This window comes from Citrobacter freundii complex sp. 2025EL-00176 (genome assembly GCF_053309355.1).
Map to the genome: position 1 here is coordinate 417,815 of NZ_JBRYHT010000001.1, position 12,339 is coordinate 430,153.

Genomic DNA, 12,339 nt, shown 5'->3' on the forward strand with positions numbered 1-12,339 from the left:
ATTTGCAATGTGATACCACGCTGAAATTATCGGCTAATCAACCTCTGATGATTAGCCCGCAGAACCAAACTTCCATAAGCATTGTTGGATTAGAAGATGACGGTAATCGCTATAAATATTTTTATATAGCGATTGTCATATGGCAAGGACTATTGCGTCTTTATTTTAGGAAAAGGGTTAAATAATAAGATGAGAAAACTTTCACTGGAACGCTCAGGTAGGCGAAAAATTATATTTATCGCCCTGCTGGTTGGGATCATTATTGGTGTCGTGCTGCTGGCGGGTACGGCAACTATCATGCATAAAACCAGCGATACCGAATTCTGCGTGTCGTGTCATACCATGCAACAACCTCTGGCGGAATATCAGGGCAGTGTGCATTTCCAGAACGATAAAGGTATTCGCGCCGAGTGTGCCGATTGCCACGTTCCCCACCAGCCGATCGATTACATGCTGACCAAAATTGGCGCCCTGAAAGATGTTTGGGGTGAAATGACCGGCAAAATCGATACCCCAGAAAAATACGAGGCGCATAAGCTCGCGATGGCCCAGAGCGTGTGGGATGGGTTGAAGAAGAACGACTCGGCAACCTGTCGTTCCTGCCACGACTACAAAGCGATGGATATTCTGGCGCAAACCCCTGAAGCCCGTAAGCAGCACCCGGTGGCGATCAAAGAGGGCCAAACCTGTATCGATTGTCATAAAGGCGTCGCGCACATTCTGCCGAACATGAGCGGCCTGGCAGCAGCCGGGGCGAGCGAACTGGCGAATGCGGCAGCGAAAACGCCGGCAACGGCGACCACGCTGTACACCATTCAAACCCAGCCGTTCTGGCTCAGTGAGAAAACCGCCGATCATAACGACGGTAACCTGATGGCGTCCACCGAAGTGCAGGTCGTGAAACGTGACGGTGATATGGTACTGGCTGACGTCAAAGGCTGGCAGCAGGATGGCGTCACCGAGGCGTTCTACGCCGCGCGCGGTAAACGCATCATGAGCGCCCTGTTGGGCGAAGAAGCGCGTAAGGCGCTGAAAGTGAACAGCACGGTAACTGATGAAGAGACCAAACAGGTCTGGCATGAAGTCGATCTGCAGGTCTGGCTGCCGGCGAAAAGTCTGATTGGCGATCAACAAAAAATCTGGAGCTACGCTTCCGATCTCATGGCTAACAACTGTACCGGTTGCCACGGTCTTACCGAGTTGAATCGCTTTAATGCCAACCAGTGGATTGGGGTGGTTAAAGGCATGTCCGGTCGTACGTCGCTGACGCAGGAACAGGTTCGTCTTCTGACCCAGTACGTACAAAAACACGCGAGCGACATGCCCGCAGCAGCCGATCAGGACAAAAAATAAGGAGCCATGATGAAAAAGAATAATGACCATGACATGGCGGAGCAGAGCCAGGAAGCAGGTATGAATCTGACTCGTCGCCGTTTTCTGGCCGGTGCCGGAGCTTTAATGGCGGCACCGCTGCTGGCGGGAATGTGGCCACGCTCGGCGCTGGCCGAAGCGATTAGTCAGGCATTGCCACAGTTTGTCGCGCTGCGCCAGGCGGAGAGCGGCATTCTGACCGGTGCCCACTGGGGCGCGTTTGAAGCGATTATCCGCGATGGCAAAATGGTTGACGTTCGTCCGGTGAAAGACGATCCGTATCCGAACGAACTGATTACTATGGCACCCTATCAGGTGTATGCCGAAAACCGCATTAAGTACCCGATGGTGCGTAAAAGCTGGCTGGAAGGCGGCGCGAAAGACTGTAAACCTGAGCTGCGCGGCCGCGATGAGTGGGTGCGCGTTAGCTGGGATAAGGCGTTGCATCTGGTGGCCGGTGAAATCAGCCGTCTGCAGAAAGAGCACGGACCGTCCTCAATCTATGCGGGTTCTTATGGCTGGAAAAGCGTGGGGATGTTCCACAACCCGCGCACGTTACTGCAACGCATGATGAACCTGGCAGGCGGTTTTGTTGGCTATTCCGGCGACTACTCGACCGGTGCCGCACAGGTGATTATGCCGCACGTGGTTGGCTCTGTTGAGGTTTACGAACAGCAGACCGCATGGCCAAACGTCATTGAAAACACCGAGCTGGTGGTGATGATTGGCTGTAACCCTATGATCACGCTTAAAAACAGCTGGAACCTGCCGGATCACGTCAGCCAGACTGGTTTTGAAGCGCTGAAGAAAAAAGGCACCCGGATGATCTGTATCGATCCGGTGCACAGCGACAGCGCCCGTATGCTGGGTGCCGAGTGGATTGGCCCCCACAGCTATACCGACTGTGCGCTGATGGCGGGGATTGCGCATACGCTGTTGGTGGAAAAACTGCACAACGCTGATTTCCTGAAAACCTACACCGTCGGCTTCGATAAGTTTGAGGCATACCTGACCGGTCAGGATGACGGTATCGTGAAAGACGCCAATTGGGCGGCGGACGTCAGCGGTGTTGACGCCGAGGTGATCAAACAGCTGGCGCGCGATATGGCAAAACACCGCACCATGATCATGGGCGGCTGGGGTATTCAGCGCCAGCATCACGGCGAACAGGCGCACTGGATGATGGTGACGCTGGCGTCGATGCTGGGGCAGATTGGTCTGCCAGGCGGCGGCTTCGGCTTTAGCTATCACTACTCTTCCGGCGGTAGCCCGACTGCTCGCGGCGGCATTCTCGCCGGGATCTCGGCGGGCAGCCCAACCTCTCCGGCGGCAAAAGACATTACACCGTTCCCGGTGGCGCGTATTGCCGATGCGCTGGCAAACCCTGGTAAGACCATTGACTATAACGGCACGAAAGTGACCTACCCGGATATTAAAATGGTCTACGTGGCGGGGGGGAATACCTTCCACCAGCATCAGGATACCAATAACCTGGTTAAAGCCTGGCAGAACCCGGAGACCGTGGTCGTCAACGAACCTTACTGGACGGCAACGGCGAAACATGCCGACATCGTTCTGCCGGTCACCACGACCTATGAACGTAACGATCTGGACATGGGCGGCGATTACTCGCAGCTCTACGTCTTCCCGCTACGCCAGTGTGTGCCGCCGCAGCATGAAGCGAAAAATGACTTTGACGTCTTTGCCGGTATTGCCGAGATCCTCGGCGTACACGACGCCTTTACCGAAGGTAAAGATGAGATGTTATGGTTAAAAGGCATGTATGACGACATGAAAGCCCAGGCGCGTAATGCACGCGTGGCGCTGCCGCCGTTTGATATGTTCTGGGCGTCCAACAACTACATTCGCTTCCCGATTCCGGAAGAGAATAAACAGTGGGTACGATTTGCTGATTTCCGTGAGAATCCGCTGCTTAACCCTCTGGGTACGCCGTCCGGTAAAATCGAAATCTATTCTGACGCCATTGCCAAAATGGGTTACGAGGACTGTAAAGCGATCCCGACCTGGATGCCGCCTCACGAGTGGTATCGCGGGCCGGAAGCCGCGAAATACCCGCTGTCGCTGAATACCGGTCATCCGATTAACCGTCTACACTCTCAGCTCGACAACACGCCGCTGCGTAAGAAGTATGCAGTAGCCGACCGTGAGGCTATCTGGATCCATCCGAAGGATGCAAACGCGCGCGGTATTAATGCGGGCGATCTGGTTCGTGCCTTTAACGATCGCGGGCAGATCCTGGTTGGGGCCGTGATCACCGATAACGTCCGTGAAGGTGTAGTGCGGATCAGCGAAGGGGCGTGGTTTGACCCGGCCGATCCGTCACAGCCTGGTTCGCTGTGTAAGAACGGTAACGTTAACTGTCTGACCTTTGACGTCGGTTCCTCCAGCCTGGCGCAGGGGAACTGTGGGCAGATGTCACAGTTGCAGATCGAGAAATATACCGGACCGGTGCTGCAAAACACCGCGCATAATGTGCCTGTAGGCGCATAATCGACAGCCGGTCATAACGAACGGCCCCTCTCACCACTGGCAAGAGGGGCCGTTTCTTTTAACCCTGGCTGCGCCAGCAGTCGAACCCCGGTCGGGTTTCTCATCCCCCCGCTGGCGTGCAATATGCGAAAAAAAAGCCCGTACTTGCGTACGAGCTCTTCTTAAAATATGGCGGTGAGGCGGGGATTCGAACCCCGGATACGTTGCCGTATACACACTTTCCAGGCGTGCTCCTTCAGCCACTCGGACACCTCACCATATTGTTGTTCCAGTGCTGCTGGAACGGGCGCTAATTTAGGGAAATACCGCCCCGACGTCAATCAACTTTTTGAAAAAAACGTGCATTTACACAAACTTCAAACAATCTGCAGCTTAAATAAGCGGGAATTGTTTTTTTTGCCAGCATCCGAAAATTTGCTACTCTGATGTTCCCTCGGAAAATGATGATAATAAGTGCGAGAAAGTTCCGCATAGCAATGCTCAGGAGACAAAATGGATATAATTTTTTATCACCCAACATTCGATTCAACCTGGTGGATTAATGCGCTGGCAAAAGCAATACCTGGCGCGAACGTTCGTGAGTGGAAAGCGGGTGATAATGCGCATGCTGACTATGCGCTGGTTTGGCATCCGCCGGTTGAAATGCTCGCGGGGCGAAAATTAAAAGCCGTCTTTGCGCTGGGTGCGGGCGTCGATTCCATTCTCAGTAAACTAAAGGCTCACCCGGAAATGTTGGATACCTCGATCCCGCTTTTCCGCCTGGAAGATACGGGTATGGGCCTGCAAATGCAGGAATATGCGGTCAGTCAGGTGCTGCACTGGTTCCGTCGTTTTGATGATTACCAGGCATTAAAAAACCAGGCGAAATGGCAACCTTTGCCAGAGTATACGCGCGATGAGTTTACCATCGGGATCATGGGGGCCGGGGTTTTAGGTGCGAAAGTTGCCGAGAGTTTACAGTCATGGGGCTTCCCGCTGCGCTGCTGGAGTCGTACGCGTAAATCCTGGCCTGGCGTGGAAAGCTTTGCCGGTACCGAAGAGCTGGGCGCGTTTTTGAGTCAAACTCGCGTGCTTATCAACCTTCTACCCAATACGGCAGAAACCGTGGGCATCATTAACGCAGGTTTACTCAGCCAATTACAGGATGGCGCTTATGTGCTGAACCTGGCGCGCGGCGTTCATCTCAATGAAGATGATCTTCTGGCATCGCTGGAAAGCGGCAAGGTGAAAGGCGCCATGCTGGATGTCTATAGCCGTGAACCGCTACCGCAAACCAGCCCGCTATGGAAACATCCGCGAGTGGCGATGACGCCGCACATCGCCGCCGTCACCCGTCCGGCGGAAGCGGTGGATTATATCTCCCGTACGATTTTGAGTCTGGAAAGTGGTAAAGCCGTTACGGGTCAGGTCGATCGCGTACGGGGATACTAATGCCAACCCGGCGGATGCTGGGTTTCAGCTAATAAATGGCGGCGATACCTGCTATCCTTGACGGAAAATGACTACAGGAGAGAGTTATGTATCCCGTTGACCTGCATATGCATACCGTCGCCAGCACCCACGCCTATAGCACCTTAAGTGATTACATCGCTGAAGCCCGTCGCAAAGGCATCAAGTTGTTTGCCATTACCGATCATGGACCGGACATGGCGGATGCGCCTCACCACTGGCACTTTATTAATATGCGCATTTGGCCTCGTGTCGTGGACGGCGTAGGGATCCTGCGCGGAATTGAAGCGAATATTAAAAATATCGAAGGTGAAATTGACTGCTCAGGTCCGATGTTTACTTCCTTGGATCTGATTATCGCTGGCTTTCATGAGCCGGTTTTCGCGCCGCACGATAAAGACACAAATACGCAGGCGATGATAGCCACCATGGCCAGTGGCAACGTACATATCATCAGCCATCCGGGTAACCCCAAATATCCCGTCGATATCACTGCGATTGCCCAGGCGGCGGCAAAATACCAGGTTGCGTTGGAAATCAACAACTCTTCGTTTTTGCATTCGCGTAAGGGCAGTGAGGACAATTGCCGCGCGGTTGCTGCGGCTGTACGTGATGCCGGCGGCTGGGTCGCATTAGGGTCGGATTCGCACACCGCTTTCACGCTGGGAGAATTTGGTGAATGCCGTAAAATTCTGGATGACGTGAATTTCCCGGAAGACCGAATTTTAAACGTTACGCCTAAACGCCTGCTGACGTTTCTGGAATCGCGAGGCATGGAGCCGATCGCGGAATTTGCTGAACTGTAATTGTTACTAACTGGAATATATCAATGAACGAGTTTTCTATCCTGTGTCGTGTATTGGGCTCGCTGTTTTACCGCCAACCGCAGGACCCTTTACTGGTTCCGCTGTTTACCCTGATTAGCGAAGGTAAACTTTCCGCCAACTGGCCGCTGGAACAGGACGAACTGCTGGCTCGTCTGCAGAAGAGCTGCGATATGCCTCAGTTGGCTGCGGATTACAACGCGTTGTTTGTGGGAGACGATTGTGCGGTGCCGCCTTATCGTAGCGCCTGGGTAGAAGGGGCTAAAGAATCGGATGTGCGTGCATTCCTTTCTGCCCGGGGAATGCCGCTGGCAGATACGCCGGCAGATCATATTGGCACGCTGTTGCTGGCGGCGTCATGGCTTGAAGACCAGTCTGCGGAAGATGAAAGCGAAGCGCTCGAAACCTTGTTTGTGGACTACCTGTTACCCTGGTGCGATAAGTTTCTGGGCAAAGTTGAAGCGCATGCGAATACGCCATTCTGGCGTACTATAGCGCCTCTGACGCGCGATGCGATTGGTGCGATGTGGGACGAATTACAGGAAGATACAGACGAGTAAGTGTGGTTTAAGTCACATTGAACTGCAACGCAATCTATCAACTTGCATAAATTGTGTGCGCGATCTCATTCCAATGCCGTTTTTCTGCTAAGATGCGCGGCATGAACATACTTCTCTCAATTGCAATCACAACGGGCATTCTCTCCGGGATCTGGGGATGGGTGGCCGTTTCTCTCGGTTTACTCAGCTGGGCTGGTTTTCTGGGCTGTACGGCCTACTTTGCCTGTCCGCAAGGTGGGCTGAAAGGGTTGTGGATCTCGGCGTGTACGCTGCTAAGCGGTGTGGTGTGGGCGTTGGTGATTATTAACGGCAGTGCGCTTGCCCCGCATATGGATATTGTCGGCTATGTCATGACGGGAATTGTCGCGTTTTTGATGTGCATTCAGGCAAAGCAATGGTTGCTTTCATTCGTGCCGGGCACGTTTATTGGTGCTTGTGCAACGTTTGCAGGGCAGGGGGACTGGCGACTGGTCGTGCCGTCTTTGGCGCTGGGCCTGGTATTTGGCTATGCAATGAAAAATAGCGGATTGTGGCTGGCGTCACGCCGTGAAAATAGAATATCTCCGACGCTGACCAATAAATAAAAAGCGTGAGGATCCCCTCACGCTTTTTATGCCGTAACGACCCATCAGGATTCTGGCGGTACCGACATATGGCGGTATTTAACCAGGATGTCATTATCAACTTGTTTCTTATCCTGCAAATCCCACAATCCGCGGTCTATCCCGTCATTAATCAGGAAGATAACGCCGGTTTCAATTGCTGACATCAGACAAAGCATAACCGGTTCGTTAGAGGTATAGCCAATTTCACCCTCCAACAGACGCTGGTAGTCAATGAAGCGGAATACCCCAGCCTGCACTTCATAAGACAAAATGGTTTTGCTGGTATTCACCGATGAGAGGATCTCACCGGTACTGACGTTAACCACGCGTAGGTTTACCGCTATCTGGTCGAGCTGATATTGCGTATCGGCGCCAATACCGAAATAGCGTGCGCCAACACCACCGGATTTAACGTTGCTTTCATAACCAATAATCGACCCTTCCACCATGACGTTTGCAGCGGTCAGAGACTGGAGCGGGATCCGGTTATTAATGGCAACCGTACCGTTTTCCTGAGCCGCACGAATGATTTTTCGTTCGTTAAGCAAGTTCTGTAACCCCTGACGTTCCAGTGGGACGAACCAACGAGAATCCTTCAATGCGGTGACGAGCATCGCCGTGGCGCTTTGCGGGACGGCGGTAGAGAAGTTACTTGCCGGGTAAGGTTTAAACTGGCCAGTCTCATCCTGAATGTTGTATACCGACACAAATATCTTACCTGTAGGCATAGGCAGATGCGTCAAATCTTTATAGCTTTGGGCTCGGGGCATTAACGTCGGCTTAGCGGCCTCTTGAGGCGGGGCGGTTAAGCATCCGCTGAGTAAAATTACTGCCACCATGATAAGTAAGCGCTGCATGATTTTTTCCTTTCGTGGCTATAATTTAGAAATCGGTTGACTGATTTTGCAAACCCGAAACTTCAATAGTCGACGTTTTCCCTGTTTTCCTGTCCGTGACATTCAATTGCAGTTGCCCATCCCGGTTGGCGATATCAATGATAAAATCATTGGTTACCATCCTCCCCGGTTTACCGGTATTGATATTAGTCAGTAAGCCACCGAGTATTTGCGACTGAATAGCTTGAGTAAAATTATCCAGTGCTGATGGGACTTCAATCCCGAAATCATCACCACTCGGATCTTTATACGAGTTCTGCGCCTGGGCGCTATTTAATAAAAAAGAACCGTTGTTTGGATTGCCACCAAAGTTTGGGTTGCGGAACTGGAACGTCATGTTTCCGGCCCAACTTAATGGTGAAATTAGCATGAGCAAAACCACTGCATGTTTGACACGCATGAAAGCCTCCGGACAAAATCATATTTTAGAATTCATCACGCGCTAAATCGCTTGTGCTTAATAGTGTTTGATCTATTTGCCGGCGATTTAATGCTTCCTCAGTTTCTGCCAATGCGAAGACCACTATTTTGTCGAAGTCTCTTTTCGTCGGGAATAAAAAGGTCTGGAAGATAACGTCCTGATTGACCGTTATCGTTATCCAACTTCCCCAACGTGCACTGGGCCTTTCATTAATGGTTAAGTTTCCTGTGTACTCGCTTTCCCACTTGTCACTAAAGGCCCGATAAAAATCATGGCCAATGGAAGAGACCGTGTGGTCAGTCAATAGTCCGGGAACCTCCACTTCTACAGCTGCGTGTAGAGTCCCGGCAGCAAGGAACAAATTTGCTGCCACAATCCAGGTCAGATAGCGTTTCATGGCTTTATCGCCTGAGGTTATCATTGGCCCACGAAACCGCCTGCGTACGATTTTTGACAGCTATCTTTTTGAAAAGATTATAAAGATGTGTTTTCACCGTATTTTCACTGATAAACAGTGAGCGCGCGATTTCAATATTTGAGGCGCCGATACGCAGTTTATTAAGGATCTCTTTTTCACGGTGAGTCAGTAATGCCGACTCCGTGCTGTTGTAACGATAGTTACCGGAATGCGTGATCAGGTAGCTGGCGAGCTTTTGCGAAAAGTAGCATTCGCCGCGCAACACACCTTGCAAGCCGCTGACTACACGTTGTTCATCTTCGGTTGCGTAAAATACACCATTGATATGCGGCCAGTTTTCAATATCCCGATAGGGATAATCATCTGGGGTATTCAACAATAAAGTCTTTATATTGTTGTTTTTTCTGCTCAAATTATCTTGCCAGTAATGGATCAGTTTTTTATCTGCCTCCATCATATCCATTAAAACAATGCAGCTGGAGGAAATATCATCCAGAGAACGTTGAATATTATGTAGTTTTCCGGTCAATGCCAGTGATTGCTTTAAATGCTGTAATAACGCAGTTGCTTGCAGAGAAGGTTTAGTGATCAACAATAATGTATGACCATGAATACTATGGACTTCATTAAACATGATGAAACTCCACTTTTTTAGTCGCACACCTGACAGCTGTCTCTACTAAAATAGAGGCACCAGAAGTACTGACAGATGTTGCACTGCTGTGTAGAAATAAAATATCGACCCAACGGGGTGATAATAACAAAACAAATGGACTTCAACTGTTTTCAATCTAGCTATTACAAATCTTAAAGCAAGTGTTAAACGTGTTACAAAATGTAAATTTATATATTAAAATGTGATTTTTGGGTTTTAATTGAGTTTAGATTTGATAGTAAAGTTGTACATTCTAGCGTTATTGCATAGATTTAAAAAATCATACAAATTATAATATCTTGTTGATTGTAAAAGATAATTATTATCTTTTTCCGATTTTTCATTTCTAATGAATTCATCTTCTCTTGTCTCACTTTAAGCTGGACAATTTTAGATAGAAAAAAATGACGCTTGTCACGACTTGTACCGATGCCTATCGCAGCACTATGCTGCGAGGCCCGTAAATGGAGGGAAATGCGCTTTTTCTGTCACTGCATAGAAATTCACTCTTATGCTTTTAAAAGAAATTAAGTTCAAGGCGGTAACGGTATTGTCTGTTGTTAATTAATACTTTGGGGTGAATCCAAATATAAAAATACCACTGGCGGGTGAGTTATTTAAAATGTTTCAGCGGACATACTCTTCATCGTAACGTGGCGTTAACAAATGTAAGTCATGTTAACAACAATTTGAGTGGTAACTAATTTAACTTCATGTACGACCAGGTCCAGGGTGACAACATGAAAAACAAGTTGTTATTTATGATGTTTACAATACTGGGTGTGCCTGGGATTGCATCCGCAGCAAGTTATGATTTAGCTAATTCAGAATATAACTTTGCGGTAAATGAATTAAGTAAGTCTTCATTTAATCAGGCAGCCATTATTGGTCAGGTCGGCACTGCGAACAGTGCAAATACTCGTCAGGGCGGCTCGAAGCTATTGTCGGTCATTTCGCAAGAAGGTTCTGGTAACCGGGCGAAAACAGACCAGACGGGATCATATAACTTTGCATATATCGATCAAGTGGGTAGTTCCAATGATGCAAGTATTAAACAAGGTTCTTACGGTAATACAGCGGTAATTATCCAGAAAGGCTCTGGTAATAAAGCGAATATTACCCAGTATGGTACACAAAAAACAGCAGTTGTGGTGCAGAGACAGTCGCATATGGCAATTCGCGTAACTCAACGCTAATCCATTAACGACTTTTAAATCAATCCGATGGGGGTTTACCATGAAACTTTTAAAAGTGGCAGCATTCGCAGCAATCGTAGTTTCTGGCAGTGCTCTGGCTGGTGTTGTTCCGCAATGGGGCGGCAGTCATCATGGCGGCGGTAATAACTATGGCCCTGATTCCTCAATGAGCATCTACCAATATGGGACAGGCAACGTAGCGAATGCTCTGCAAAGCGATGCGCGTAAATCAGATGTCACCATCACCCAACACGGGCGTGGAAACGGGGCTGTTGTAGGTCAAGGTGCTGATGACAGTACCATTAACCTGAAACAGACCGGCTTCCAGAACAGCGCCACTATCGATCAGTGGAATGCAAAAAATGCTGATATTAGCGTGACCCAGTTCGGTGGCCGTAACGGTGCGTTGGTTAATCAGACCGCTTCTGACTCCAATGTGCTGATTCGACAAGTTGGCTTTGGCAACAACGCCACCGCTAACCAACACTAATTCAGTTTTCTGACTGATAATAAACAGGGCGTGAGCCCTGTTTTTTTTCGGGAGAATATGATGCATACGTTATTACTCATTGCCGCGCTGGCAAATCAAATAACATTCAATACGACCCAGCAAGGCGATATGTACACCATTATTCCACAGGTGACGTTAACTCAACCCTGCGTATGTGAGGTACAAGTCCTTGCCGTTCGTAAGGGGGAAGGGGGGCAAAGCCAGTCGCAGCAGAAAACAAGTCTTTCGGTCCCCGCTAATCGGCCGATTGAACTAACCAAACTGAGCTTTAATATTTCACCTGGGGACTCGGTCAAAATTATCGTTACCGTTTCGGATGGGCAGTCTCTGCATCTGTCACAACAATGGCCTGATTCAACCAGTCAGCCATAATTTTTGCTTTATTTGCATTAAGGGTGTGGCTGGGAATGCGGTGCTGTTCTATGAATATAGAAACGTACAACGTTTTATTTGATCGTAGCTCGCAGCGGTGAAGGATCATTCAGATCCCTCAAGGATGACTAATCATTGAGGAACCCTTATGTGTACATTTTTTAAACGTATTTTCAGCGCCAGTTTTTGTACGTTATCTTTTTTTATTCTCCCCGCAATGGCACAGCAAATCTCGTCCGGCGGGATTATTCATTTTCGCGGTGCAATAGTTGAAGCGCCCTGCGACGTTAGTACCCGACAACAACAGATCGAATTGTCATGTATGCGTAATGGCTCTACCCGTAATACTCTCTACAATCATCAACAGGTCACCACAGCCCCTCAGAATGTGCAGCAAATTGCCACTGTGAAAATGCATTACCTCAATGAACAGAAAAACATGGCAATTCTTAACATTGAATATAAATGAACCATTCTGGCTTAGACATGCAAGCTTGCGGTTAAAAATTGAGATTTCAAGGAAAACCCTGCTGTACACTTAATGAATCGT

At 49.3% G+C, this 12,339-nt stretch carries 14 protein-coding genes and 1 tRNA gene; 10 read left to right on the forward strand and 5 right to left on the reverse strand.

Annotated elements, in window-relative coordinates; all coding sequences use genetic code 11:
- The first annotated feature begins 189 nt into the window (after nucleotides 1–189).
- Nucleotides 190–1,353 (forward strand): NapC/NirT family cytochrome c, encoded by a 1,164-nt coding sequence (locus ACVXHP_RS02050; protein WP_137361053.1) that lies wholly within the window; start codon nucleotides 190–192, stop codon nucleotides 1,351–1,353.
- A 9-nt stretch (nucleotides 1,354–1,362) separates the two neighbouring features.
- Nucleotides 1,363–3,882, forward strand: coding sequence for a trimethylamine-N-oxide reductase TorA (gene torA, locus ACVXHP_RS02055; protein WP_447570767.1), 2,520 nt, complete (start codon nucleotides 1,363–1,365; stop codon nucleotides 3,880–3,882).
- A gap of 169 nt (nucleotides 3,883–4,051) precedes the next feature.
- Here the strand turns inward: torA and ACVXHP_RS02060 are convergent.
- Nucleotides 4,052–4,139, reverse strand: a tRNA-Ser gene (locus ACVXHP_RS02060).
- Between the two features lie 235 nt (nucleotides 4,140–4,374).
- Here ACVXHP_RS02060 and ghrA point away from each other — a divergent pair.
- The 4 genes from ghrA (at nucleotide 4,375) to ACVXHP_RS02080 (ending at nucleotide 7,299) form a co-directional block, all read left to right on the forward strand.
- Complete coding sequence (ghrA, locus tag ACVXHP_RS02065; RefSeq protein ID WP_316129429.1) at nucleotides 4,375–5,313, forward strand: glyoxylate/hydroxypyruvate reductase GhrA; 939 nt, start codon at nucleotides 4,375–4,377, stop codon at nucleotides 5,311–5,313.
- A gap of 86 nt (nucleotides 5,314–5,399) precedes the next feature.
- Nucleotides 5,400–6,137 carry a phosphatase gene (locus ACVXHP_RS02070; protein ID WP_200006808.1) on the forward strand — a complete coding sequence of 246 codons (738 nt, stop codon included), beginning with the start codon at nucleotides 5,400–5,402 and terminating at the stop codon, nucleotides 6,135–6,137.
- Nucleotides 6,138–6,160: 23 nt separating this feature from the next.
- Nucleotides 6,161–6,715 (forward strand): TorD/DmsD family molecular chaperone, encoded by a 555-nt coding sequence (locus ACVXHP_RS02075; RefSeq protein ID WP_447570768.1) that lies wholly within the window; start codon nucleotides 6,161–6,163, stop codon nucleotides 6,713–6,715.
- Nucleotides 6,716–6,816: 101 nt separating this feature from the next.
- Entirely contained in the window at nucleotides 6,817–7,299 is a 483-nt protein-coding gene (locus ACVXHP_RS02080) for a DUF1097 domain-containing protein (RefSeq protein WP_200006806.1), read from the forward strand.
- Between the two features lie 44 nt (nucleotides 7,300–7,343).
- Here the strand turns inward: ACVXHP_RS02080 and csgG are convergent, their stop codons facing one another.
- Genes csgG through csgD form a run of 4 tightly spaced genes read right to left on the reverse strand, consistent with a single transcriptional unit; the run spans nucleotide 7,344 to nucleotide 9,689 of the window.
- Entirely contained in the window at nucleotides 7,344–8,177 is an 834-nt protein-coding gene (gene csgG, locus ACVXHP_RS02085; RefSeq protein ID WP_003036082.1) for a curli production assembly/transport protein CsgG, read from the reverse strand.
- 25 nt (nucleotides 8,178–8,202) lie between these two features.
- Nucleotides 8,203–8,616, reverse strand: coding sequence for a curli production assembly/transport protein CsgF (csgF, locus tag ACVXHP_RS02090; protein ID WP_200006805.1), 414 nt, complete (start codon nucleotides 8,614–8,616; stop codon nucleotides 8,203–8,205).
- A gap of 25 nt (nucleotides 8,617–8,641) precedes the next feature.
- Entirely contained in the window at nucleotides 8,642–9,034 is a 393-nt protein-coding gene (gene csgE, locus ACVXHP_RS02095; RefSeq protein ID WP_200006804.1) for a curli production assembly/transport protein CsgE, read from the reverse strand.
- Nucleotides 9,035–9,038: 4 nt separating this feature from the next.
- Nucleotides 9,039–9,689 (reverse strand): biofilm master transcriptional regulator CsgD, encoded by a 651-nt coding sequence (gene csgD, locus ACVXHP_RS02100; RefSeq protein ID WP_042309248.1) that lies wholly within the window; start codon nucleotides 9,687–9,689, stop codon nucleotides 9,039–9,041.
- Between the two features lie 761 nt (nucleotides 9,690–10,450).
- Here csgD and csgB point away from each other — a divergent pair.
- From csgB to ACVXHP_RS02120, 4 genes are all read left to right on the forward strand, one after another.
- Nucleotides 10,451–10,906 carry a curli minor subunit CsgB gene (gene csgB / locus ACVXHP_RS02105; protein ID WP_042309246.1) on the forward strand — a complete coding sequence of 152 codons (456 nt, stop codon included), beginning with the start codon at nucleotides 10,451–10,453 and terminating at the stop codon, nucleotides 10,904–10,906.
- A gap of 40 nt (nucleotides 10,907–10,946) precedes the next feature.
- Complete coding sequence (csgA, locus tag ACVXHP_RS02110; RefSeq protein ID WP_316129426.1) at nucleotides 10,947–11,396, forward strand: curli major subunit CsgA; 450 nt, start codon at nucleotides 10,947–10,949, stop codon at nucleotides 11,394–11,396.
- 60 nt (nucleotides 11,397–11,456) lie between these two features.
- Nucleotides 11,457–11,789 (forward strand): curli assembly chaperone CsgC, encoded by a 333-nt coding sequence (gene csgC / locus ACVXHP_RS02115; protein ID WP_042309242.1) that lies wholly within the window; start codon nucleotides 11,457–11,459, stop codon nucleotides 11,787–11,789.
- Between the two features lie 148 nt (nucleotides 11,790–11,937).
- Entirely contained in the window at nucleotides 11,938–12,258 is a 321-nt protein-coding gene (locus ACVXHP_RS02120; protein ID WP_447570769.1) for a type 1 fimbrial protein, read from the forward strand.
- The last annotated feature ends 81 nt before the right edge of the window (nucleotides 12,259–12,339 follow it).